Source organism: Flavobacterium sp. GW821-FHT11G01 (genome assembly GCF_058808175.1).
Genome location: NZ_JBXARK010000001.1, coordinates 405220 through 429778 on the forward strand (window position 1 = coordinate 405220; position 24559 = coordinate 429778).

Sequence of the window (24559 nt, forward strand, 5' to 3'; positions counted from 1 at the left end):
TTTATATGAGGAAAATTGGACTTATAGGCGGTATTAGCTGGGTTTCTACAGCAGATTATTACAAACTTATAAATGAGGGTATAAATAAAAAACTGGGAGGATTGAACTTCTCAGAATGTTTGATTTACTCGTTCAATTATTCCGATATAAAAAAGAATAACGATGCCAACGATTGGGATTCGACTTTTGAAATGCTTTTTAAAGGTTGTGAATTCTTAAAATCGGGTGGGGCTGAAGCGATTGTTTTATGTGCTAATACGATGCACCTTATTGCAGATCGACTAGAAGAAGCAATTGATTTGCCTCTCATTCATATTGCAACGGCAACTGCTGTTGAAATTCAGAAACAAGAAATTAAGAAAGTTGGTTTATTGGGAACCAAGTTTACTATGGAACTTGACTTTTTTAAAGATAAATTGACAGAGAAAGGAATAGAAGTTATTATTCCGGAAGGTCAGGAAGATAAAGATTTTATTCATACCACAATTTTTGAAGAATTAGGTAGAGGTCTTGTAACTCCTGAAACTAAAAAACGTTACTTGGAAATTGCAAATCAATTAATAGAAAAAGGAGCTGAAGGAATTATTTTAGGTTGTACCGAAATTCCGTTGGTAATTTTGTCAGGAGATCTTCCTGTTCCGATTTTTGATACCGCTTTGATTCATTCAAATGCTGCAGTTGAATTTCAGTTATCTTAAAAATAATAAATTAAAAAGCCTCAAATTTTGAATTTGAGGCTTTTTAATTTATCTGTAAAAACTACTTTTTAGGAGTCTCTTTTTTGACTGTAGGAATAATTGTTTTCTTCTTAAAAATCGGAATGAAATAAGAAACAGTGTAATTAAAACCGATTCCAAAACTTCCGTCATAAGTTCTGTTAAAACCAGGAATATAAAGATTGTCAAAGCCATCTGGTTTTGTGTTCACTACGAGCATTTTCAATTGAACGCCAAAGCCTACAAACACATTATTAAAAACTTTCGCTTTTAAGCCCATGGCAACTTCAAGCCAGCCAGCGGTAAGGCCGTTATATTTTTTATCGCTTACAATCGAAGGTTGTTCTCCCCAATACGGATTTGGATTATAAATTTTGTAACTATTCAATTCCTGGCTAAAAGTACTGAAACCACCTCGTAAACCTATAGTAATTAAGTTTTCCATATCAAGCCAGTTTTGGTACAAATTGTAATCAAAACCTCCTTTAATATAAGTTCCTGTTGCAGTCGAATTTAATCTGTCGTCGTCTGTCGTTTTATCCTCAAATCCAAGTTCTGCAGCGAGATAATATTTTTTAGTTAAACGAAAATCTCCAACAATTTCGATTCCTTTATAATCTTTGTCATATAAGCCGCGTGTCAATTTGTATAAATCAACACCAACACGAAGTCCATAACGATCTGTTTTGATACTATCTGGTTTTACTTCCTGAATAGCTGGTTTAGCAGTTTCAGTTTTCGGTTTAACGGGAACAGTTTCTTTTTTTACTGTTGTAGTTGATGTTTCCTGGGCCTGAACCAAAACCATTGAAAACAGTAAACAACTACTAAAAAAATACTTTAATGTGTGTTTCATTTTCGATTTCAATTTTAGGATTAATAACAAAAACTTCTTGCATCCAAAGTCCGTTACCATCTGTATCTGTTTGCACAAAAGGTCTTGTTATTGGAGGAGTGTTTGAGAAAGGGTTTAGTTCAAAAATAGTTTTAAAACCACAAGCTCTGGAAACATACAGATCCTGATGCGTATAATTAAATGTAATTTCATCTTTATTTATTGCAGCAGGATTTTCATTTTGCGAATCTAAAACAAAAGAATAAGTAGTTGTTTCCGCATTTGTTTTTAGCGGAATAGAAACGGTGCTTCCGTTAGCTAAATATTTAGTTGTATCTAATGCGGTTTCATTAAAAATAATTCCCGCAGGTTCATCTTTACCAATAACCATTAGGTTCTTAACATTTTTAAGCACTGTTGGATTGTCAGCATCATAAAAAGTAATTACTAATCGTGGTGTAGTAGGTGTGTTTGCATCACAAATATCATCTTTCTCACAACTTGATAAACCAAAAGTAAAGACTAATAAAAGAGAAATTATTTTTTTCATTTATAAATTGTGTTATCTAAGTTCTAAAAGTACAACATTTTCAACATGGTGCGTTTGTGGAAACATATCAACTGGTCGAACGCGGGTAACTTTATATTTTTCGTCCATTAAAGCTAAATCACGAGCTTGTGTTGCCGAATTACAACTTACATATACTACTTTTTTAGGAGCAATTTTCAGGATTTGATCAATAACAGCTGCATGCATACCATCTCTTGGCGGGTCAGTAATGATAACATCTGGTTTTCCATGCTGTGCAATAAAACTTTCATTGAATACGACTTTCATGTCTCCAACAAAAAACTCACAATTTGTAATATTATTGCGTTCTGCGTTTGCTTTAGCGTCTAAAATAGCTTCAGGTACACTTTCTACACCAATTACTTTTTTCGCTTTTTTAGAAACGAATTGAGCAATCGTTCCGGTTCCGGTATATAAATCATAAACTGTTTCATCACCGGTAAGTCCAGCAAAGTCACGTGTTATTTTGTACAATTCATAAGCCTGATCAGAATTGGTCTGGTAAAAAGATTTAGCATTGATGCTGAATTTTAGACCTTCCATTTCTTCGAGAATATAATCTCTACCTTTATATAGTTTAATATCCTGATCGTAGATAGTATCGTTTTGTTTCGCATTTACAACATATTGCAATGAAGTAATCTGTGGAAATTTTTCATATAAATGATCTAAAATCAATTCACGATTTTTTTTGTCATTTTCGAAAAACTGAATCAAAACCATGATTTCTCCAGTCGAAGCAGTACGAATCATAAAAGTTCTTAGTAAACCTGATTGTTCTCTTGGATTAAAAAAGGCTAAATTATGTTCATTAGCAAAATCCCTAATTTCATTTCTGATGGCATTTGAGGGATCTTCTTGTAGATAACATTTTTGAATGTCAAGAATTTTATCCCACATTTTTGGAATATGAAATCCCAATGCATTTCTGTTTCCTAAATCTTCAGTGCTTCCAATTTCTTTCTCTGTTAACCAACGACTGTTAGAAAACGAAAATTCCATTTTATTTCTATAGAAAAATTGTTTCTCTGAACCCAAAATAGTTTCGAATTCAGGAAGTTCAACTTTTCCTATACGTTGCAGGTGATTTTTTACTTCATTTTGTTTGTAATACAACTGTTGGCTGTATTTCATATTTTGCCATTTGCATCCTCCACAAACTCCAAAATGATCGCAAATTGGTTCAATGCGATGTTCTGATAATTCGTGAAATTTTACGGCTTTGCCTTCATAATAGGCTTTTCTTTTTTTGAAAGTTTGTACGTCAACTACATCACCCGGTACTACATTCGGAATAAATATTACTTTTCCGTCTGGAGCCTTAGCTACTGATACTCCTTTTGCTCCAGCATCAAGAACCTGGATTTGATGAAAGACAACTTTGTCTGTATTTTTTCTTCCCATAGCGCAAAAATAAGGGTTTGTAAACTTTTATAAATTTAAATTTTAAAATATTTTATCAAATTGTTGAATTTATTAGTTTAAATGAGTTTAAAAGTTAACTTTGTTTTTAGTATTATCCCCAGATCCTACTTTTTTAACCAATAGTTTTGTTATGTTTTTATGAATTTGTATCACAATCTTTCACAAATTGGCTTTTTGAAAAAAAGTTATGCGTTCAAATTTCTGTTTGTTGCTTTTGTAGGTATTCATATTCCTTTAATTGGAATTTTATTTTTTGTCCTATTTTACTCTCATGACATTTCATCTACTTCTATTTTAATTTTTGCCTTAATAATGACCTTATTGGCGACTGCAATAACGCTTTTAGTATTAAATCAATTGATAAAACCTATTTCAAAAGCTTCAAAATCATTGGATGATTATCGAAATAGCAGAAAACTGTCTGTTTTACCAACAGAATATACAGACGAAGCGGGTTTACTAATGTGTAATATTCAGGAATCTATCTACGAAGCAGAAAGTTTTATAAACGAAAAACAAGATTTAATTTATATGCTTTCACATGATTTGAAAAATTTCGCCGGAAATCCTCAAGGATTGGCAAAATTGATTTTAAGTGAAAATCCATCTGAATCCATAAAACATTTGGCAGATTTAATTTGTGAATCGACCAACTTGCAATTTCGTTATATAGAGAATTTTATAAAACTGCTGAATGAACAGGATCAGGTCGTAAAATTTAATCAGGAACCGCGAGAAATAATATTCCCTAATATTTTACCTTTTATTAATGAACAGGTAGAGCAACGTTTAATTGATAAAAATATTAAATTAAGTTTGAGTTTAGAGACAGAAGTAGCTATTCTTAAAATTGATGAAGGATTATTGATTCAGGTTATCGTAAATTTAATAAGTAATGCTGTTAAGTTTTCTTATTTTGACAGTGAAATCAAGGTCAGAATTTATAATGAAGATTCAAGATTAATAATTACCGTTTTAGATAAAGGAATTGGTTTCAATAAAAATCAAATTGAAGAATTATTCAAGAAATTCACCAAAATGAGTCGATTAGGAACGGCAAACGAATCTTCGACAGGAATTGGTTTGTATTTATGTAAAAAAATAATCGAAAGAAATAAAGGAACTTTAAGTGCTACCAGTGAAGGTAAAAATAGAGGCGCCGAATTTAAGATTGAGTTTGATATCTAATTTTTTCTTTTTTTGATAATTTCATAATTGACAATCGTAAAAAAGTAAAAACATAAATCGGCTGAGATTTTCCCGAAAATAATTCCGAAAAAGTAATTCCCAAACAAAATTGGCATCCAATACATGCAAAAAGGGCGAATGACCAAAAAGTCTAAAAACGCAGGATAGCCAAATTCTAAAACTAAATTTTTCAGTAATAAAACAATTTCCTTAAAAGTGGTGACTTTGTTCAGTGCTTTATTTTGTTGTGCAAGTTTTTTATAAGAAGAAATAAAAATGACACTGTAAAAAGCCAAATATTCTGAAAAAGTAATGATGTATGCTGTTGTTAATCCACTGTAAATTTTACTAAAAAGAGAAGCAGTAAGTGCGGCGCTCGTACTGGCTAATTCAGCGTATTTGTAACGATCAAACCATTCTTTGAATTTAGATTTTTTAAGCATTTCTTATAAGTCACTAAGTTTCTAAGGCTGTAAGTTACTAAGTTTTATCTTAGATTTTAATTATTCTATTGTCTTAGCATCTCAATGACTCAGAATTTTGGCATTTATAATTATTTTTTAAATAATGTAATATAAGAAAGTTTAGGTTTTCCGTCAACACATTCTACTCCGGCAGGAGGTAATGCAACATCGCAAGTGGACGACATGTTCCATTTTACATTAAATGCAGCTTGTGTGTCTGTATAGGTTTTTACTTTTGCCAGAAATTCAGTTTTGTCAATCTTTTTTGAAAAGGCAATATAACCAGTAGCTCCACCACACGGTTTTGAGCCAATCGCCGTAAAGTCCCAGTCATTAGAATTGGTACAAGGTTGAGAATTGACTAGCGAAACCGCAACAATTTCCTGATACATTTTGTCTAAGTTTCGTTGTTCCTTATCTTGGGCAGAATCGTCATCATTGCTACATGAAGCTAATATGAGGCAAATGACAAATAATATAAAACCTGGTTTTTTCATGGTTAGTGAATTTATAGTTAGTTTTATTATCAGATGACATAATTTAAAAATGGTTGCGTTAAAAAAAATGCTAAGTTTCTAAATATCTTGAATTCAAAGTCAAAATAGTTAGAAACTTAGCATTTTTTACTTAGCAATTTAGAGCCTTAGATTACCATAAATGATGAACTGAAGGTTTGATATATTCTTCATAAATCGCATTCATAGCCGAAATCTTTTCAGGCGTTAATTTAGGTAAATCATAAACCGATAAATTTGATAGTACATGATTTGATGTAGAAGCTCCGGGAATGATACAGCTAATATCCTGAAAACTCAAAATCCATTGTAAGGCAATAGGAGCAAGGTTGGTTGTTTCAGGAAATAATGCTTTTAGTTTTTCAACGGCTTTTAAACCTAATTCGTAATCAATACCGGAGAAAGTTTCGCCTTTATCAAAAGCATCTCCATTACGATTGAAATTGCGATGATCTTGTGGTTCAAAAGTTGTTTTTGAATCAAATTTACCTGTTAATAGTCCACTTGCCAAAGGAACTCGGGCAATAATTCCGATATCTTTTTTTCTGGCTTCAGAGAAAAACAATTGTGAAGGACGCTGGCGAAACAAATTAAAAATAATCTGTACCGTCGTTACATTCGAATATTCAATAGCTTTTAATGCTTCTTCTACTTTCTCAACACTTACACCAAGATTTAAAATTTTCCCCTGATCTTTTAAGCGATCAAACATTTCAAAAATTTCAGGTCTGTAATAAACTTCAGTAGGAGGGCAGTGGAGCTGAATTAAATCCAGTGTTTCTAAATTCATTCTTTTCAAGCTGTCTTCAACAAATTTCTGAAGTACTTTTGGCTGATAGCCATCATTCACATGCGGATTAATTTGACGCCCACATTTTGTAGCCACATAAATACGTTCAGATCTTGAACGAACAACTCGTCCAACTGCAGTTTCGCTTAAACCATTTTCATAAACATCGGCCGTATCAATAAAATTTACGCCATTGTCAATTGCAGTGTTTAAAAGTTCGTCAGCCGTTTTATTATCAAAAGCAGATCCCCATTTCCCGCCCACTTGCCAGGTGCCAAGTGAGATTTCGGATATATTAAAGTTTGTTTTTCCTAATTTTCTGTAGTTCATTTTTTTCTTTTTGAGGTTCAAAGGTTCATAGTAGCAAAGGTTCAAAGGTTCAGAGGTTCAAAGTGACAAAGGTTTCTGTAGAGGCGCACAGCAGTGCGTCTTTTGTGAAATATAAAGGTTTATAATTAGGTTGGAAACCTTTGTCACTTTGAGCCTCTGTAACTCTGAGCCTTTTAATCGAACAAATCTGAAGAAAGATATCTATCGCCGCGATCACAGATAACAGCTACAATAACTCCTGATTCTAATTGTTCGGCGATTTTTAAAGCTACGGCAACAGAACCTCCGCTGCTCATTCCTGCAAAAACGCCTTCTTCAAGTGCTAGTCTTTTGGTCATTGCTCTGGCTTCTTCTTCACTTACATCGATAACGGTGTCCACTTTTGAGGCATCGAAGATTTTTGGTAAATATTCCTGAGGCCATTTTCTGATTCCGGGAATTTGAGATCCGTCGCTTGGTTGTGCGCCTACGATTTGAATCGCCGGATTTTTTTCTTTTAAATAAGTCGAAGTTCCAATGATTGTTCCTGTTGTTCCCATTGCCGAAACAAAATGCGTAACAGTTCCTTCCGTATCATTCCAGATTTCGGGACCGGTAGTTTTGTAATGTGCTTTCCAGTTGTCATCATTGGCAAATTGATTTAACATCAAATAACCGCCTTCTGCGACTTTTTTATCGGCATAGTCACGCGAACCAATAATTCCTTCGCTAGCGGGCGTTAAAATCACTGTAGCGCCATACGCACGCATTGTTTGCGTTCTTTCTTTTGTAGAATCTTCCGGTAATACTAATTCAATCTCTATTTGAAACAATTGTGCAATCATTGCCAAAGCAATTCCGGTATTGCCACTTGTTGCTTCAATTAATTTATCGCCTTTTTTAATATCACCTCTTTCCAGAGCCGATGCAATCATGTTATAAGCCGCTCTGTCTTTTACACTTCCGCCGGGATTGTTACCTTCAAGTTTTAGTAAAAGTTTTACGTTTTTATTTTTTACCAAATTGACAGTTTCCATTAATGGAGTATTTCCAATTAGGTTTAGCAATTTCTGTGGACCCATTTTATTTTTTTTCTTTTATTTTAACTTCAGTTGTAGTGGTGTTTAAAACGATAGAATCTGCAGGGATAGATTTGGTAATCCAGGCATTTCCTCCTACAATGCTATTTTTTCCAATAATAGTTTCACCTCCTAAAATTGTTGCATTAGCATAAATGCAAACATTTTTTTCTACAGTAGGGTGTCGTTTTGCGTTCTTCATCTCCTTACTCACACTCAAAGCTCCGAGTGTTACACCCTGATAAATTTTTACGTGTTTTTCGATAACGGTAGTTTCCCCAATTACAATTCCGGTAGCATGATCAATAAAAAAGGGTGAAGCAATTTTGGCACCTGCGTGAATATCCGTTCCGGTAATTCGATGGGCATATTCGCTCATCAATCTTGAAAATAATAATAAATCGAGAAGATACAATTCGTGACTTAATCTATAAATCGCAATCGCATAAAAACCCGGGTAGCCTAAATAAACTTCATCAATGCTGTTTGATGCGGGATCATTCTCTAAAATATATTCGGCATCCTGATTTAATTTTTCCAGAACTCCGGGTAGTTTTTCCAGAAAGCGATCCCAGATAGATTCGCATAAGTTTTCTGGTTTTTTACATGCCAATACTGCAATTTCTTTAAATCGTATTTCGAGTTCGTCGATACTCTGATCTAAAGGTGCATTTGAATCAAAAAGGGTATAGAAAAGCTTTTCGGTAAAATCTTCAGTTTTCGTTTTGATTCCGTAGTTTATATTAGAGTGGCTTTTTAAAGCTTTTATATTTTGTATGATAAGATTTCTTGACACAATTATAAAAATTGAATGGATAAATTTGAAACGCTAAAAGTAAGGTGTTTTTTGTAAATAAAGGCACGAAATACCTAAAGAAATTTTGTTTTGAGGATTCGATTTGTGATAATTAAAGGAATTTCGGAAACCTATAATTTATTATCATTCTTAAGAAGTTAAATGCTTAAATTAGCCAGTAAAATTTATTAAAATGAAAAACAATTCAACTTTTAAGAGTGCTATTTCTGATCTTGAATTTCCGGAAAGTGAGAAAATTTTCGGAAAATCGATACACGATCCTATTCTGGGTCTCATCGTAAAAGAACATCCTTCATTTTGTGATACAGATTGTATCGGGGTTCAGGAATTAAATGTTTATCGTCAAAAATACATTTCGAATTATTTATCTGCCGAAATGGGAGCGCTTTCTGATCTTGAAAAAAGCGTTATAACTTCTTTAAAAGAAGATAAATCGATAGTGAGCATTGTTGAAGATGAAGAAGAGACGAGAAGTTTTGGCCAAAAAATAGCAGATAAGGTGGCTGATTTTGGCGGAAGCTGGACTTTTATCATTTCGTTTTTGCTTTTTATAATGCTCTGGATTGGCTCGAATGTTTTTATTTTGCTTGATAAAGGTTTTGATCCCTATCCGTTTATTTTGCTGAATTTGATTTTGTCCTGTATCGCCGCATTGCAGGCTCCTGTAATTATGATGAGTCAAAATCGTCAGGAAGAAAAAGATCGAAACCGTGCTAAAAAGGATTACATGATCAATCTGAAATCAGAATTAGAGATTAGAATGATTCACGATAAAATTGATCATTTGATTATGCATCAGCAACAGGAATTAATCGAAATTCAGAAAGTACAAATCGAAATGATGAATGATATTTTAAATCAGATCAAAAAATAATTCTTACAAAAATTAAAGGTAAAAATGTTTGAAATAATATCCGCCAAGCATAAAAATAATATTTACGGAAGCAGAAATTAAAAGTATTTTTTGATTGCTTTTTGATTTGTTAAAATAGTAAAATACACCAATTCCTAAAAATAAAAGAGAGGTATATATGGCAGGATACATCTTAAAAGCGCCTAAAAAATCACCTTGAAAAAGTAAGAATAGAGAGCGCTGAAAACCGCATCCCAAACACTCAACTCCAAAGAATGTTTTGAATAAGCAAGGCAGCATGTATTTCTCTAAAACCACAGCAATTATTTTTTACAATTTTACAAAAAAATAATGGATAACAATTCAAAGTATGAAACTGCTATTTTAAAGTTTCATACTTTTGAACTTTTACGATTAAGAAATATGAAAGCTTTAAAAATTATAATAATGATTCTTGCGATTTCGGTTGCGTTATATGAGCAGGTTTCAGCAGAAAAAAACATCTACATCGTGGTAATTGCAATTGCAGTTTTTATGTTTGGAATGATGCAGTTGAGTGCAAAAACACCTAGTAAAAATCAAGATAAAGAAGAAGAAGATGTTGACTAAAGGAGATAAGGTTTCAGTCTTAGATGAGGCCATAAACGGAATAGTAGTTTCAGTGAAAAACAATGAGGTTTTGATTGAAACTGAAGATGGATTTATGATGACATTTTTTGTCAATGAATTGCTTAAAATTCAGGATTCCAGTAATTTAATGAATTCTATTAAAAGAATAGATTTAGATACTGTTTCAAAAGAAAAAGAAGAGCCAAAAGCAAGAAGTTTTGTGAAAGAAAAGAAGGATAAACGCGAAATTTCGGCTCCTGAATTTGATTTGCATATCGAAAAATTAGTACCAAATAAACGCGGAATGTCAAATTACGATATTCTGACTTTGCAGACAGAAACAGCCAAAAGACATATAGAATTTGCGATCAGAAATCGTATTCCTAAAATTGTTTTTATTCATGGTGTTGGCGAAGGAATTTTAAAAGCAGAACTTGATTTTTTATTAGGTCGTTATGACGGAGTAGATTTTCAGGATGCCAATTATCAAAAATATGGCTTGGGTGCAACTGAAGTTTATTTTAGGCAAAACAATAAATAAAATATTTTTTACGTTTAAAATTGTTGTTTTAAGAGCATAAAAAAACATCCATTTTCTTCTCTGAATTTGTATTAAAATCAGTTTTGAAAATGGATGTTTTTTGTAAGAATTTAAAAGCTGTATTTGTATTCTGAAAGCGTTATGAATTATGGTTCAACTACAGTTACATTTCCTAATAAAAATTCTGTTGCTAATTTAAAAGTACTGTTTCCTTTTTGAAGTGTTACATTTTTAAGAACAACTTTGTGTGTAAATACTTTAAGAGAACTTGTTGTAGTAACTTCAATGATTCCACTTACATTTGTAACACCTGCCTGACCAACCCAAATATCTTTTACAATTGGAGATGTTGGTGTTTTTTCCTGGCAATAATAACCTTGCGTAGGTGTTGGAAGATTAGTAGCATATGTTCTGTAATACAGATTATTTGTAGTTGCCGTCGAATTGATCAAACCTTTTCTTGGTTGTCCAACTGGTGTATTTTCACTTTTAAATAAATTTGTATCAAAATTTTCAATTACTAAGGAGTTTGAAGTGTTATTGTTATACACTTTCTTGAAGTCTGAACAATATTTTGCATTTTCAGGTTCTAAAAAACTTACTACCACCGGAGTAACATTGGTAAGGTAATCTCCAAAAACATATTCTGGCTGTACTTGTGGTCCCGAAGGTTTTTCAAAGGTGATGTTTTTGAATATAATATTGTGGTTATAACCAATAATCTCAGTATGACCATCAGTCGGAGCGGGACTTTTATATACAGGATCTGTAGTGATTTCAATTTTTCCCCCTGGTGATACAATCCATTCCTCTGTAACATTTGGTGTTTTTGGAGGTATTGCGCCACATATATTTTCTTTTGCAACTGTACCATCATATGATCTGTAAACAACTCGGTAATTTACATTGTCAATAGTATAAATTAATGGTTTGTCATCAGGTGTAGGTTCGTCAATAATCATACCTGCAGGCATGTTTAATAATAAAGATTCCTGAGGTTTTAACTTGTAAATTAAAGTATTAGTAAGTGGATCACAGCTTGTAGAAGTTACTTCATCAAAATCAATTGTATCAACGGTTAAATCACCGTCATCACAACCGTTTAATAAAAGTGCAAATAACAAAAGGCTTGCATATTTTTTCATCGTAAATTTATTTGGGTCAAAAATAGTGAAAAATTTGGCAAATGATATTTAAGAATAGACAATTGATATTTCATAACTTTGCAGCAATGAAAAAAGTATATCTCGATAACGCCTCTACAACTGCTATACGCCCTGAAGTTATTCAGGAAATGACCAAAGTTATGATGGAAGATTTTGGTAATCCGTCATCTACACATAGTTTTGGGCGAAATGGCAAAACTATTTTAGAACTTTCCAGAAAAAGTATTGCCAAACATTTAAATTGTACTGCACAGGAAATTATTTTTACATCCGGTGGTACAGAAGCAGATAATTGGATACTTCGTTCTGCAGTCGAGGATTTGAAAATAGAGCGAATTATTACGTCTAAAATCGAGCATCATGCTGTTTTATATGCCGTTTTAGCATTACAATCAGATTATAATATTCAGGTTGATTATGTTAACATAAACCCAGATGGGAGCATTGATTTAACGCATTTATCTAATTTATTGGCTGAAGAAAAAAAGACAATTGTAAGTTTGATGCATGTAAATAATGAAACCGGTACTGTTTTAGATTTAGATAGAGTTGGTGTTATTTGCAAGCAATATAATACTTTATTTCATTCAGATACGGTTCAGTCTGTTGGTAAAACAGAAATCAATTTGCAAAAAACGCCAGTTGATTTTATAGTGGCAAGTGCGCATAAATTTCACGGACCAAAAGGAATTGGATTTGCTTTTGTTCGCAAAAACTCAGGTTTACAGCCTTTGATTTTTGGTGGAGAACAAGAAAAAGGGCTGCGTGCCGGAACCGAAGCGGTACATCAAATTGCTGGAATGGCGAAAGCTTTATCTGTTTCTTACGAAAATTTAGATGTGGAAAGAAAATATATTTCCGATTTAAAAATGTATCTGATTGAGCAGCTTGAAATTCATTTTCCAGGCTTTAGAATCAATGGAAAAAAAGAAGATTTTTACAATATTATAAATATTATTTTGCCTTTTTCTTCAGATAAAACGTCGATGTTATTGTTCAGTCTGGACATGAAAGGAATTGCAGTTTCAAGAGGAAGCGCCTGTCAATCGGGAAGTATAAAACCGTCGCATGTTTTAAAAGAAATGCTTTCGGAGACTGATTTAAAATTGCCAAATCTCCGAATTTCATTTAGTCATTATAATACCAAAGAGGATATTGATTGGTTGATTGAGAGTTTGAAGACTATTTAAACTTTCTAAGATACTAAGTCGCTAAGTTTCTAAGTTTTTTTACAGATTTTAAATAATCTAAAATCTGCAATCTAAAATCTAAAATTATTTGCGTATCACTTTTACCTGTGAATCACTTGTTAGTTTTATAATTGTCGAAGGTTTTCCGGCCACTTTATCGTGATATAAATTCACTACATAATCTACACCATTAATAATTGCAGGATTGATATCTTTAAAAGCAATAGGTGTGGGTTGTCCTGAAATATTAGCCGAAGTTGAAACTAAAGGTTTCTTCATACGTTCTAATAATTTAAAGCAAAAAGGTTCTTTTACCAAACGAATTCCAAGTGAGTTATCTGCTGCGATAATATTTGGAGCAACATTTCGTGGTCCGTCCAGTATTAAAGTTGTTGGTTTTTCAGATAAATCTAAAATTTGCCACGCTACTTCAGGAATGTCTATAAAAACATTATACATCATTTTTTCCCCATTCATTAAAACAATCATACTTTGTGTTTCAGCGCGTTGTTTTAATTTGTAGATTTTTGCAACAGCTTCAGGGTTTGTTGCATCACAACCAATTCCCCAAACCGTGTCAGTAGGATAAAGAATAATTCCGCCTTCTTTGATGACTTCGTATGCTTTTATTATTTCTTCGTTCATTATAAATTGATGTTAATTTGTGCAAAAATAATCTTTCTAATTGGTATAATCTTAAATTTTGTTTTGCAAAAAATAAGTTTTTTGCTTTGTTAGACACCAGAATTTGTGTCCGATTTTAAAATTCGGAATTATGAAGAAAGATTATTTTGCTATAGATCGTAAACTTAAGTTAGGACTGAATTAACAAATAAGAGCCAATCCCAAATCAATATTTATCTTATAAATCTATTATTTTGTAGGATGGAACTCCTTTAATTTTAAATTTATTATGGTACATGTACAAGTTGATTAACCTTTCAGAAATAAAACCAAAAATTCGGGCTTGATAAGCATCTTCCGGAATTTTGATTTGAGATTCAAGTTCAAAAAGAATAGAAAATAACCAACTGTAGTAAGTGTCAAATTTTTCTTTTGAAGTAATCATCATATTTCCAATATGAAAAGTAGTTCCTTCATCTAAAAAAGTGACGATACTGTCCTTGTATTCAGGATATTTTTCCAAAATTATTTTCTTTGTCAGATCCCAATCTTCACATCGATGATCATCACAATAGTTTTTGGTTAAAGTGGAGGTTTTAAATTTATATGGTCTGCAAAGAATTACATCATATTCTGAAAGAATTGACGCTATTTTTTCTTCTAATTTATCTGAAGAGACATTGTACAATTTTGTGTTTTTAAAATCCTCAGTTTTAATTTTTTTTTGAGCAGATGGTTTTAAATTATACCAGTCATTATAAAAGTTTAAATATCTTCTATAATGGCATATACCTACATAATCTGCATCTTTTACATTTTTCCAAATCCAATACGCAGCTGTTAATTCACAGTAATTACTGTTTTTTTCTGAAATATTATCAAGTGTATTGTCTCTTAATATATCTTTTGCAATCGTTTCATTTGTTCCGACCTGGATAGGAATAAGTACTTCATTAGATAATAAAGGATTTTCTTTATGAGTGACTACAAAAATTTTAATCATTATTTAATTCTTTTTTAGATCTTGTTAAGGCCATAGCAATTACCTGATGCATATCATAATATTTATATTCAGATAATCGACCTCCAAATATTACATTTTCTTCTCTTAAAGATAATTTTTTGTATTCTTCATACAATGCCTGGTTTTTATCATCATTTATAGGATAAAACGCTTCGTTAGATGGATTCCATTCTTGTGGATATTCCTTTGTGATAACTGTTTTATCTTGTTTGCCAAATTCAAAGTGCTTGTGCTCGATAATTCTTGTGAAATCATAATCAGCATCATTATAATTAACGACAGCATTGCCCTGAAAATTGTCTGTGTCCAGAATTTCATTTTCAAAACGAAGTGAGCGATATTCCAGAACACCTAACTTATAGTCGAAGTACTCGTCAATTTTTCCTGTGTAAACTATTTTATCAGCGATGTCATTAAATTTTGCTCTGTCAGAAAAATAATCGGTGTTTGTTACAACTTCAATTCCTTTTAATAATTCTTCAATCAGTTTATTATATCCGCCAATAGGAATTCCCTGATAAGTATCATTGAAATAATTATTATCAAAAGTGAATCGAACAGGCAACCTTTTAATAATAAAGGCCGGCAGCTCGGTGGCTTTTCTTCCCCATTGTTTTTCGGTATACTCTTTAATAAAATGATCATAAATATCTTTTCCAACCAAACTTAAAGCTTGCTCTTCGAGATTTTTAGGATTTTTAACTCCATAAATTGCTACTTGTTCATCAATTTTTGCTTTGGCTTCCTGAGGTGTTTTAGTGCCCCAGAGTTGATAAAAAGTATTCATATTAAAAGGTAGATTATACAATTTTCCTTTAGCCAGTGCCATTGGAGAATTGACGAAATTATTAAATTCAACGAATTGATTTACATAATCCCAAAGTCCTTTATCGTTAGTGTGAAATATATGTGCTCCATATTTATGAACGTTTATTCCTTCAATATTTTCGCAATATATATTTCCTCCCGCGTGTTCTCTTTTATCGATCACAAGACATTTCTTTCCTGCCTTCTTTGCCTCATGGGCGAAAACACTTCCGAAGAGTCCTGAGCCGATAATTAAATAGTCATATTGCTTTTCCATGGAGGTAAAAATAGATATTTATTAGTAAATTGCAAGAAATTTTACAAAAGCTTCAATGACAGGAAAAATACAAGTTGGTTATCTCGTTTCATATGATTATGAATTATTAAAAAGCTCACTTCCAACAGTGTATAAAGATGCAGATGCAATTTTTATCGCTATTGATAAAAATAGGAATACATGGAATGGTGGTAGTTTTACTATTGACGACTCTTTTTTTGAGTGGATTAAAACTTTTGATATCGATAAGAAAGTAGTTATATATGAGGATGATTTTTATGTTCCAACATTAACTACAATGCAATGCGAAATTAGAGAGAGAAAAATGCTTTCTGAAAAAATGGGGATTGGAAATTGGATTATTCAGGTTGATTGCGACGAATATTTTGTTGATTTTAAAAAGTTCGTTTCAGATTTAAGACGATATGATTCTTATCTTATTAATCCGGAGAAAAACCCAATACAAATTTGTGCTTTTTGGATCATGCTTTATAAGTATACAGAAAAAGGTATTTTATATGTAGATAAACCTCTTAAGGCAATTTTTGCTACAAATTATCCAGATTATAAAAACGGACGAAGAATTAAAGGGCGTCAGATTTATACAAACAACATCGTTTTGCATGAATCGTTATCAAGAACAGAAGAAGATTTACGTTTTAAATTTGAGAATTGGGGACATAATGTAGATGTAGATAAAGGATTTTTGGACAAATGGCTGGCTGTGAATGAAAATAATTATAAGGATTATAAAGATTTTTACTATTTACAACCTAAAAGATGGAAGAAATTAGCCTTTTTTTCAAGTAAAAATATTTCTCAAATAAAGGAGATTATTGAAAATGAAAAGAGATTGAATGTATCGAAGTTCGTAATTAACTTTAAAAATTTTGGACAGTGGCTGAAATTCTTAGTGAAGAAAAAAACAGCATAAAATATAAAAATCAACGAATGACCAAATAGCATTGTTTACGGTTACAGAGTAAGTAGTTATTTTATAAATTATAAATTTTATTGCCTGGTTTCAATTTGAAATCAGGCAATTTTTATTGAAATCCTTTTGCAGGTTATAATTTTAAATGCAAATTAAATCGGGAATAATTGATTTTTCTTAATTATAAGATTATTTTTGTTTCTTCCCATTTTGCTTTGAGAATTGCAAGAGAAGGCCTTTGTTTTAAATAGGAGTAAGCCTAAAGTTATTGACTTTTGGAACCGATTAATTAAGAAAAATAATAAATATTTAATGATCTCAAAATTTAAATTTTCACCAGCAATAAAAAGTTCCAGAGACATTTTGGCTTTTATTAAAGATTTTAATACTTCAGGCGAGTTGTTTGGAAATGGAGATCGCAACATTATAAAATTGTTTGATCTGGAAGGGAAAATAGTCAATATTAAATCATTCAAAATCCCGAATTTAATCAATAAGGTAGCCTATCGATATTTTAGAAAATCAAAGGCAAGACGTTCGTATGAATATGCTACAATTTTATTAGAAAAAGGTATCGGAACGCCTCAGCCGCTTGCATTTTTAGAGAATTTTAATTTTGTTGGTTTAAGAGATAGTTATTATGCGAGTGAGCACTTGGTAACTGACCTGACTTATAGAGAACTTGTAGAAATTCCCGATTTTCCTGATCATGATAACATTCTAAGACAATTTACCAGATTTAGTTTTGATCTTCATGAAAAAGGCATTGAATTTTTGGATCATTCACCTGGAAATACTTTGATTAAAAAGAAGGAAGACGGAAATTATGAATTCTTTTTGGTTGATTTAAACCGAATGGAATTTCATCAGTCTATGACTTTTGAAATGCGAATGAAAAACCTGTGCCGTTTAACTCCCGTAAAAGAAATGGTAGCAGTAATGAGCAATGAATATGCGAAATTGTACCACGAGCCTGAACAAAAAACTTTTGATACTTTATGGAAGTATACGTCTGATTTTCAGGAACAATTTTATAGAAAAAAACGTTTGAAAAAGAAACTTAAATTCTGGAAGAAGTAAGACGGTTAAGTTCTTTATACCGAATAAAGATACTATATGCATTTAGATAACATATCGTAATACCTTTTAATCCATCCAGAAAGCCAAACCGGATTAAATATTGATATAAAAAAGTATAAACAGGATGAAAAATCATTAATAAATAAGATGATTTTTGTCCTTTTTTTTGTTTTTCACTAGCCTTTAAAACGCCGTAGCGGTACATTTTTGCTTTGTAATCCTCATATGAAGTGTACGAGAAGTGAATGATTTTGTTTTTTAAAGTTGCAATTGGTCCATTAACAATTAGTTTTTCATGTACCATTCTGTTCTGATCGTATCGGCAACTTACTTTATTAAAAAGCCTGAAAATCTTATCGGTTTGCCATCCGCTAAAATGCAATTTTTTGTTTTTAAACATAAAAGTTCTATAAATCAAATAAGCGCTGGCGGTATTTTTATTATTTATTGTCGATATAATTTCAGATTTTAAATTTGGAGATAATTTTTCATCGGCATCAATAAATAAAATCCATGAATTTTCTGCCTGATCAATCGCAAAATTTCGTTGTTCAGTATAATTAATGAATTGGTTCTTAATTAGTTTTACGTTTTTAAACGCCTCCACTATACTAACGGTTTGGTCAGTACTATACGAATCTACTACAATTATCTCATCGGCAAAATCGATATCATTTAGTAGTGATTCGATATGAAGTTCTACGTTAAGCGTAATAATTAAAACGGATAACTTTTGCCTTTCATTTTGATTCATCAAATTTTTACTTTTTTCAATTTTTGTATTCTTGAAAATAAGTCTCTAATTTTTCGAGCATCAGGGCTAAAGGATATTCATTGTAATATTCAAAAGTATGCTCTTTTATATATTGCTCTGTATGTTGTTCGTAAATTTCAGGCTTTAAATCTTTTAAATGAATTGAAGCATTTTTGGCTTCATTTTCAAATAATTGCCAGGTTTCTTTTCTAACAGAAGGTGTAAATATAGAAAAAGTAGGAATTTCAAGTGCTTTTGCCATATTTACAGCGCCACCTTCATTTCCTATAAGCATTTCACATTGCGAAAGCAAAGCTAAAAAAGGTCTTAATTCAGTACAATATAAATCAAAAACAATATGCTTTTTTGTTTCTTCCGTGCAGTAATTATAAACCTCCAGAGCTTGTTCTTTTTGATCTGGAATATAATTAAATATTATAGTAGCGTTAGTTTTAGCTACTGTAAAATCTATAATTTTCGCCATTCCTTCTAATGGATACGTTTTATAAACCTCACTACCTAAAATTCCAAACATAATCAATGGTTTTTCAGTGTCTATGTTGTGGCTTTTTACAAGTTTTTTTGCCTCATTAATTTCAGATTCTGTTAAAAATATTTTTGGTTTTACATCTGTAATTTTTTCTGAAATGAAGGGTTTCAAAAGCAATAATCTATTCTCAATTGCTAATCCGTCTTCTGATTCAATTGCATCAAAACGTTCGTAAGTATAATTGTAGAATATTTTAGTGTACCATTTATGATACGAAACTTTATATTTTGCTCCAGAAAATAGCGTAATTAAATTGGTCTCTAATTTAGAGTATACATCAATGACAGCGTCGTATTTTCTGCGGCGAATCTGAAAAATAAATTTAAATAAAGATGGAATAGATTTTCTAACCTTATTTGATAATGGAATTATAGTATCAATATTTGGATTTTCTTTAAGTACATCAACAGAATTTGGATAGCACATATAATCTATCGCAGCTTCGGGGAATTTCGTTTTTAAATTGTTGCAGATTATCGTACTGGTTAATACATCTCCAATTCTTTTTTGCTGAATGACTAATATTCTCATCTATTTTTAAAATTCAATTTAGAAGTCCAAATTACGAACTATTTTATGAAGTGTACAAATCTGTGATGGTATTAAGATTAAAGTAAATTAAAAAAGTTATATTTTTGTGGCTAATAAATTAAAATTTGCAATGGAAATTAGTGGTTTGGTTATTACTTTCAATGAAGAAAAAAATATAGGTAAGTGCATAGATGCTTTATTAAAAGTTTGTAATGAAGTAATTATTGTAGATTCATTCAGTAAAGATCGTACCGTTGAAATTGCAAAAGAAAAAGGTGCAATTGTTATTGAACAGGCTTTTTTAGGAGATGGTCCACAGCGTACCCACGGTCTTCCGTATTGCAAAAATGATTGGATTCTTAACCTCGACGCCGATGAATTTCTTGACAAAGATGCAGAAGAGTTTATTTTAAACGAAAATTATCTGCAAGGAAATCATGATGCTTTTAGTTTTAGAGTTAAAAATTTTTTAGGGAATAAACTTATTGATTTTTCAGGCTGGTATCCAGATCATAAAGTTCGTTTTTTTAATAAACAAACGGCTCATCCATCTGAATCAAAAGTGCATCAAAAAATAATTACTCAAAATGAAAAGAAAGTAGCCGTCCATATCTTACACTACGGTTGGGATTCTTTAGATCAGATAATTGCAAAGAAAAATCAATATTCTGGCTGGCATGCGCAACAATTATACGATCAGGGAAAAAGAATAAATGCTTTTAAACCGGTTCTAAACGGAACTGTTGCATTTATAAGATGTTACTTTTTTAAGAAAGGAATCTTTAATGGAATTGATGGACTTTCAATAGCAATGATTCAAGCTTTTTTCTCTTATATGAAGTATGCGAAGCTTTTGAAACTTCAGAAAAAGCAATAAAATTTAAAAAATAGCGAATAAAAAAATCCAAATTCCAATTGATTAAGATTGGGATTTGGATTTTTTTTAATTTGAAATTTAATATTTATACCGCAACATCGTATTCGCGAAGTGCATTGTTTAATGAAGTTTTCAAATCTGTAGATGGCTTACGAGTACCAATGATCAACGCACATGGTACTTGGAATTCACCAGCAGCAAATTTTTTAGTATAGCTTCCAGGAATAACTACTGAACGTGCAGGAACAAAACCTTTCATTTCAACAGGTTCGTCACCAGTAACATCAATGATTTTTGTTGAAGCAGTCAAACAAACGTTAGCACCAAGAACAGCTTCTTTACCAACATGAACGCCTTCTACAACAATACAACGAGAACCAATAAAAGCACCATCTTCAATAATTACCGGAGCAGCTTGCAAAGGCTCTAAAACACCACCAATACCAACTCCACCACTTAAGTGAACGTTTTTACCAATTTGCGCACAACTACCAACAGTTGCCCAAGTGTCAACCATTGTTCCTTCGTCAACATAAGCACCAATATTTACATAACTTGGCATTAAAATAACACCACTAGAAATATAAGCTCCGTAACGTGCAACTGCATTTGGTACTACACGAATTCCTTTTTCAGCATAATTTCTTTTTAGCAACATTTTATCGTGATATTCGAAAATACCTGATTCCCATGTTTCCATTTTTTGAATCGGGAAATACATAACAACTGCTTTCTTAACCCATTCGTTTACTTGCCATTTGTTTCCAACTGGCTCAGCACAACGTAATTTTCCTGCATCAACCAATTCTATAACTTCTCTAATAGCATCAGTTGTAGTAGTTTCTTGTAATAAAGCTCTGTTTTCCCAAGCTTGTTCAATTATAGTCTGTAAAGAATTCATAAGTTTTAATTTTTGGCAAAGATAGCGTATTTGTAGAAAAGCAAAAAAGTAAAACCTTTTTGAAAATGTTATATATGTAACTTTTTGTTTTGAATTTGATTGATTTTTTTTTAGCTCATATGATTTAATGATTGAAAAAAAATCCCCTAAAAGTTTTTTTACTATCAGAATATGACAAAAGTCAGATTTTACCCTTTTTCTTCGGTTTAATTTCGCACCAATAAATTCTTAAATAATATAAAGAGAATTAAAAATACCATTCCAAAACCAAATATATAAGCAAATATGAATCAGGAAAATCAACTTCAAAACCGAGTTATCGTAATTGACAAAGAAGTTACTTGGGATAAAACACAAGTAATTATGAGCAAAACAAATGCTTTTGGTATTATTGAATATGCCAATGAAGTGTTTGTAGATGTTTCAGGTTATGAAGATTATGAATTAATGGGACAGCCACACAATATTATTCGCCATCCAGATATGCCAAAAGTTATTTTTAAAGTGCTTTGGGAAAATCTCAAACAAGGAAAAAACTTTCATGCGATTGTGAAGAATTTAGCCAAATCAGGAAGATATTATTGGGTAATTACTGATTTTGAAATTGCAAAAAATGAAGATGGAGTGATTGTCAATTATTTTGGAAGAAGACAATCTGTTCCGCAAGAAGTGATTTCACTTCATATAGAACCATTGTATAAAAAACTTTTACAGATCGAAGCGGCAAGCGGAGTTGAGTTTAGTGAAAAATATTTGATTGGATTTCTGGAAGAGAAAAAGAGATCTTATGTAGAGTATATTAAGGAGTTGATTCACGAACAGGAGAAAGCACAGTCGAAATTTGCAAATTATGAACAAGAAGAAATAGAAGAAGAGGAAACAGGTTTTTTTAGGAGATTGTTTAATAGATAAAATGAATTTTTAGGTTTTGAATATTTTGGAGAAGATCCGTTTTGGCTTTCAAAACGGATTTTTTGTTTTATTAGGATAGAAAATGACAAGAAGCTTATGTTTGCATTACGATTTAGAATCGGAAATTAAAAATAGCTATCTTTGACAAAAATTACAAAATGCCTAGAATTCTTTCCATAGATTACGGACAAAAACGCACGGGAATTGCTGTTACAGACGAAATGCAAATTATTGCTTCGGGCTTAACAACCATTCCGACCCATACTTTAATTGATTTTTTGAAAGATTATTTTGCTAAGGAAAAAGTCGAAACTGTGTTAATTGGAGAACCTAAGCAAATGAATGGTCTACCATCAGAAAGTGCTTCAATCGTTAAAGGATTTGTGACTCATTTTTCAAATATTTTTCCTGATATGAAAGTTGTTCGTGTTGATGAACGTTTTACCTCAAAAATGGCATTTCAAACCATGATTGATAGTGGTTTGAGCAAAAAACAGCGTCAAAATAAAGGATTGATTGACGAAATTTCGGCAACGATAATGCTTCAGGACTATTTATCTTCTAAAAGGTTTTAAACACTTTTGCTTAAATTCACATAACATTTTATTTTTTAGAATTTCCTAACTTTTATCATGTAAATTTTAGTTTTTTTTTGCAATTATAAAAAGTACCTTTGCACTTTAAAAACAATACTGTTATGCCTGACGAAACCATACGTTCAAATAGTGAAGTAGTACTAATAGGAGCTGGAATTATGAGTGCCACTCTTGGAGTAATTTTGAAAGAATTACAACCTGATATTAAAATTGAAATTTACGAAAGACTTGATGTCGCTGCAGCCGAAAGCTCAGATGCCTGGAATAATGCAGGAACGGGACACTCTGCCTTTTGTGAATTAAATTATACTCCAGAGAAGGCAGACGGAAGTATTGATCCTAAAAAAGCGATAAGTATAGCAGAATCATTTGAAGTTTCTCGTCAGTTTTGGTCTTACCTTGTACAACAAAACAAAGTACCTTCTCCTGATAATTTTATTAAAAGTGTTCCTCACATGAGTTTTGTTTGGGGAGATAAAAACGTTAAATATCTTAAAAAACGTTTTGAAGCTTTACAAAGCAATCCAATTTTTTCTCAAATGGAATTCAGTACCGATTTTGAGCAGTTAAAAAAATGGATGCCACTTGTAATGGAAGGCAGAGAAGCCAGCGATAAATTAGCAGCAACTCACATGGAAATTGGTACTGATGTAAATTTCGGAGCCTTGACCAGAAGCATGTTTAATTATCTGGAAAAACTAGATGGGGTTTCTTTGTACTTTAATCACGAAGTGCAAAAATTGAGACAGCGTGAGGATAAATCCTGGAGAATTAAAATCACTGATTTGTCGACAGGCCAAAAAAGAAAAGCATATACTAAATTTGTTTTTATTGGTGCTGGTGGTGGTTCATTGCCATTGTTAGAAAAAGCAAATGTTCCTGAAGGAAATGGTTACGGCGGTTTCCCGGTAAGCGGACAGTGGTTAAAATGTACAAATCCGGAAGTTATTGCAAAACATCAGGCAAAAGTATACGGAAAAGCTAGTGTTGGAGCTCCTCCAATGTCGGTTCCACATATTGATACTCGTGTAATTGATGGTGAAAAAGCATTACTTTTTGGACCATTCGCAGGGTTCTCAACTCGTTTCTTAAAAAATGGTTCTTATTTAGATTTACCATTATCTATAAAAGCTAATAATTTGATTCCGATGTTATCTGCGGGATTTCACAATATTCCATTAACTAAATATTTAATTGAGCAGGTTCGCCAGTCTCCAAAAGACAGAATGGCTGCATTAAGAGAGTATTTACCAACCGCACGTTCTAAAGACTGGAAATTAGAAAGAGCAGGACAGCGTGTTCAGGTAATTAAAAAAGATGAAAAAGAAGGTGGAGTTTTAGAATTCGGAACTGAAGTAATTAATACACATGACGGAACTTTGGCAGTTTTACTTGGAGCTTCTCCAGGAGCATCAACTGCAGTTTCAATTATGGTTGATTTAATTAGCAGATGTTTTTCAAATCAAATTAAAACGCCGGAATGGGAAGCAAAAATGAAAAATATGATTCCTTCTTACGGTCAGACTTTAAATGATAAACCAGAGCTTTTGGCAGAACTTAGAAAGCATACTTCTGAAGTTTTGAAATTGAAAAACAATTAAGCTTAAACTTATATATAATGACA

At 31.9% G+C, this 24559-nt stretch carries 28 protein-coding genes; 12 read left to right on the forward strand and 16 right to left on the reverse strand.

All coding sequences use genetic code 11. The features are described from left to right. Window positions 1–5 precede the first annotated feature (5 nt). A complete protein-coding gene (locus AC1RRN_RS01760; protein WP_492965636.1) occupies window positions 6–698 on the forward strand; it encodes an aspartate/glutamate racemase family protein in 693 nt (230 codons plus the stop codon). 61 nt (window positions 699–759) lie between these two features. On the opposite strand, the gene AC1RRN_RS01765 is transcribed toward AC1RRN_RS01760, so the two are convergent. From AC1RRN_RS01765 to rlmD, 3 genes are read right to left on the reverse strand one after another with little or no spacing between them, the layout of a single operon-like run. Continuing rightward, the gene (locus AC1RRN_RS01765) at window positions 760–1572 is read right to left on the reverse strand and encodes a DUF6048 family protein (RefSeq protein ID WP_492965637.1); all 813 of its coding nucleotides are present in this window, start codon (window positions 1570–1572) and stop codon (window positions 760–762) included. After that, complete coding sequence (locus tag AC1RRN_RS01770; RefSeq protein WP_492965638.1) at window positions 1544–2101, reverse strand: DUF6452 family protein; 558 nt, start codon at window positions 2099–2101, stop codon at window positions 1544–1546. Before AC1RRN_RS01770 ends, AC1RRN_RS01765 begins: the two co-directional genes overlap by 29 nt. Before the next feature lie 12 nt (window positions 2102–2113). After that, a complete protein-coding gene (gene rlmD, locus AC1RRN_RS01775) occupies window positions 2114–3526 on the reverse strand; it encodes a 23S rRNA (uracil(1939)-C(5))-methyltransferase RlmD (RefSeq protein WP_492965639.1) in 1413 nt (470 codons plus the stop codon). Between the two features lie 195 nt (window positions 3527–3721). Between rlmD and AC1RRN_RS01780 the strand changes: the two genes are divergently transcribed. Beyond that, window positions 3722–4735 carry a sensor histidine kinase gene (locus AC1RRN_RS01780; RefSeq protein ID WP_492965640.1) on the forward strand — a complete coding sequence of 338 codons (1014 nt, stop codon included), beginning with the start codon at window positions 3722–3724 and terminating at the stop codon, window positions 4733–4735. Here AC1RRN_RS01780 and AC1RRN_RS01785 read toward each other — a convergent pair. The 5 genes from AC1RRN_RS01785 to AC1RRN_RS01805 all read right to left on the reverse strand — a co-directional run bounded on the left by AC1RRN_RS01785 (window position 4732) and on the right by AC1RRN_RS01805 (window position 8688). After that, window positions 4732–5178 (reverse strand): hypothetical protein, encoded by a 447-nt coding sequence (locus tag AC1RRN_RS01785; protein ID WP_492965642.1) that lies wholly within the window; start codon window positions 5176–5178, stop codon window positions 4732–4734. The two genes, AC1RRN_RS01780 and AC1RRN_RS01785, sit on opposite strands and share 4 nt — an antisense overlap. A 110-nt stretch (window positions 5179–5288) precedes the next feature. After that, complete coding sequence (locus tag AC1RRN_RS01790) at window positions 5289–5696, reverse strand: hypothetical protein (protein ID WP_492965644.1); 408 nt, start codon at window positions 5694–5696, stop codon at window positions 5289–5291. A gap of 151 nt (window positions 5697–5847) precedes the next feature. Beyond that, window positions 5848–6834 (reverse strand): aldo/keto reductase, encoded by a 987-nt coding sequence (locus AC1RRN_RS01795; protein WP_492965646.1) that lies wholly within the window; start codon window positions 6832–6834, stop codon window positions 5848–5850. Between the two features lie 173 nt (window positions 6835–7007). Further along, a complete protein-coding gene (gene cysM, locus AC1RRN_RS01800; RefSeq protein WP_194655526.1) occupies window positions 7008–7895 on the reverse strand; it encodes a cysteine synthase CysM in 888 nt (295 codons plus the stop codon). A 1-nt stretch (window position 7896) separates the two neighbouring features. Next, window positions 7897–8688 carry a serine O-acetyltransferase gene (locus tag AC1RRN_RS01805; protein WP_492965647.1) on the reverse strand — a complete coding sequence of 264 codons (792 nt, stop codon included), beginning with the start codon at window positions 8686–8688 and terminating at the stop codon, window positions 7897–7899. 193 nt (window positions 8689–8881) lie between these two features. Between AC1RRN_RS01805 and AC1RRN_RS01810 the strand changes: the two genes are divergently transcribed. Further along, a complete protein-coding gene (locus AC1RRN_RS01810) occupies window positions 8882–9583 on the forward strand; it encodes a DUF1003 domain-containing protein (protein WP_492965648.1) in 702 nt (233 codons plus the stop codon). Between the two features lie 12 nt (window positions 9584–9595). On the opposite strand, the gene AC1RRN_RS01815 is transcribed toward AC1RRN_RS01810, so the two are convergent. Further along, window positions 9596–9880, reverse strand: coding sequence for a DUF2752 domain-containing protein (locus AC1RRN_RS01815; protein ID WP_492965649.1), 285 nt, complete (start codon window positions 9878–9880; stop codon window positions 9596–9598). A 33-nt stretch (window positions 9881–9913) separates the two neighbouring features. Between AC1RRN_RS01815 and AC1RRN_RS01820 the strand changes: the two genes are divergently transcribed. Then, window positions 9914–10171: a hypothetical protein gene (locus tag AC1RRN_RS01820; protein ID WP_492965650.1), complete on the forward strand. Its 258-nt coding sequence runs from the start codon at window positions 9914–9916 to the stop codon at window positions 10169–10171. Then, window positions 10161–10712 carry a DUF8465 domain-containing protein gene (locus AC1RRN_RS01825; RefSeq protein WP_492965651.1) on the forward strand — a complete coding sequence of 184 codons (552 nt, stop codon included), beginning with the start codon at window positions 10161–10163 and terminating at the stop codon, window positions 10710–10712. The genes AC1RRN_RS01820 and AC1RRN_RS01825 overlap by 11 nt, the downstream gene beginning before the upstream one ends. A gap of 146 nt (window positions 10713–10858) precedes the next feature. On the opposite strand, the gene AC1RRN_RS01830 is transcribed toward AC1RRN_RS01825, so the two are convergent. Then, the gene (locus tag AC1RRN_RS01830; protein ID WP_492965652.1) at window positions 10859–11857 is read right to left on the reverse strand and encodes a hypothetical protein; all 999 of its coding nucleotides are present in this window, start codon (window positions 11855–11857) and stop codon (window positions 10859–10861) included. 86 nt (window positions 11858–11943) lie between these two features. On the opposite strand from AC1RRN_RS01830, the gene AC1RRN_RS01835 reads away from it, so the two are divergent. After that, the gene (locus tag AC1RRN_RS01835; protein WP_492965653.1) at window positions 11944–13068 is read left to right on the forward strand and encodes a cysteine desulfurase family protein; all 1125 of its coding nucleotides are present in this window, start codon (window positions 11944–11946) and stop codon (window positions 13066–13068) included. Window positions 13069–13152: 84 nt separating this feature from the next. On the opposite strand, the gene AC1RRN_RS01840 is transcribed toward AC1RRN_RS01835, so the two are convergent. From AC1RRN_RS01840 to glf, 3 genes are all read right to left on the reverse strand, one after another. Beyond that, the gene (locus AC1RRN_RS01840) at window positions 13153–13713 is read right to left on the reverse strand and encodes an L-threonylcarbamoyladenylate synthase (RefSeq protein ID WP_492965654.1); all 561 of its coding nucleotides are present in this window, start codon (window positions 13711–13713) and stop codon (window positions 13153–13155) included. 217 nt (window positions 13714–13930) lie between these two features. Next, complete coding sequence (locus tag AC1RRN_RS01845; protein ID WP_492965655.1) at window positions 13931–14695, reverse strand: DUF4422 domain-containing protein; 765 nt, start codon at window positions 14693–14695, stop codon at window positions 13931–13933. Continuing rightward, a complete protein-coding gene (gene glf, locus AC1RRN_RS01850; RefSeq protein WP_492965656.1) occupies window positions 14688–15800 on the reverse strand; it encodes a UDP-galactopyranose mutase in 1113 nt (370 codons plus the stop codon). Before glf ends, AC1RRN_RS01845 begins: the two co-directional genes overlap by 8 nt. Window positions 15801–15855: 55 nt before the next feature. On the opposite strand from glf, the gene AC1RRN_RS01855 reads away from it, so the two are divergent. Both AC1RRN_RS01855 and AC1RRN_RS01860 read left to right on the forward strand, forming a co-directional pair. Next, window positions 15856–16734, forward strand: a complete 879-nt coding sequence (locus AC1RRN_RS01855) for a hypothetical protein (RefSeq protein ID WP_492965657.1) — start codon at window positions 15856–15858, stop codon at window positions 16732–16734. Window positions 16735–17046: 312 nt separating this feature from the next. Further along, the gene (locus tag AC1RRN_RS01860) at window positions 17047–17814 is read left to right on the forward strand and encodes a Kdo domain containing protein (protein ID WP_492965658.1); all 768 of its coding nucleotides are present in this window, start codon (window positions 17047–17049) and stop codon (window positions 17812–17814) included. On the opposite strand, the gene AC1RRN_RS01865 is transcribed toward AC1RRN_RS01860, so the two are convergent. Both AC1RRN_RS01865 and AC1RRN_RS01870 read right to left on the reverse strand, forming a co-directional pair. After that, window positions 17795–18568 carry a glycosyltransferase family 2 protein gene (locus tag AC1RRN_RS01865; protein WP_492965659.1) on the reverse strand — a complete coding sequence of 258 codons (774 nt, stop codon included), beginning with the start codon at window positions 18566–18568 and terminating at the stop codon, window positions 17795–17797. The genes AC1RRN_RS01860 and AC1RRN_RS01865 overlap by 20 nt on opposite strands. 16 nt (window positions 18569–18584) lie before the next feature. Continuing rightward, the gene (locus AC1RRN_RS01870; RefSeq protein ID WP_492965660.1) at window positions 18585–19649 is read right to left on the reverse strand and encodes a glycosyltransferase family 9 protein; all 1065 of its coding nucleotides are present in this window, start codon (window positions 19647–19649) and stop codon (window positions 18585–18587) included. Between the two features lie 130 nt (window positions 19650–19779). Between AC1RRN_RS01870 and AC1RRN_RS01875 the strand changes: the two genes are divergently transcribed. Beyond that, complete coding sequence (locus AC1RRN_RS01875; protein WP_492966030.1) at window positions 19780–20526, forward strand: glycosyltransferase family 2 protein; 747 nt, start codon at window positions 19780–19782, stop codon at window positions 20524–20526. An 85-nt stretch (window positions 20527–20611) separates the two neighbouring features. On the opposite strand, the gene AC1RRN_RS01880 is transcribed toward AC1RRN_RS01875, so the two are convergent. Beyond that, complete coding sequence (locus AC1RRN_RS01880) at window positions 20612–21427, reverse strand: 2,3,4,5-tetrahydropyridine-2,6-dicarboxylate N-succinyltransferase (RefSeq protein WP_492965661.1); 816 nt, start codon at window positions 21425–21427, stop codon at window positions 20612–20614. Window positions 21428–21712: 285 nt separating this feature from the next. On the opposite strand from AC1RRN_RS01880, the gene AC1RRN_RS01885 reads away from it, so the two are divergent. From AC1RRN_RS01885 to AC1RRN_RS01895, 3 genes are all read left to right on the forward strand, one after another. Continuing rightward, the gene (locus AC1RRN_RS01885) at window positions 21713–22339 is read left to right on the forward strand and encodes a PAS domain-containing protein (RefSeq protein WP_492965662.1); all 627 of its coding nucleotides are present in this window, start codon (window positions 21713–21715) and stop codon (window positions 22337–22339) included. Window positions 22340–22497: 158 nt separating this feature from the next. After that, window positions 22498–22914: a Holliday junction resolvase RuvX gene (ruvX, locus tag AC1RRN_RS01890; protein ID WP_492965663.1), complete on the forward strand. Its 417-nt coding sequence runs from the start codon at window positions 22498–22500 to the stop codon at window positions 22912–22914. A 122-nt stretch (window positions 22915–23036) separates the two neighbouring features. After that, window positions 23037–24536 carry a malate:quinone oxidoreductase gene (locus AC1RRN_RS01895; RefSeq protein WP_492965664.1) on the forward strand — a complete coding sequence of 500 codons (1500 nt, stop codon included), beginning with the start codon at window positions 23037–23039 and terminating at the stop codon, window positions 24534–24536. Window positions 24537–24559: the final 23 nt, after the last annotated feature.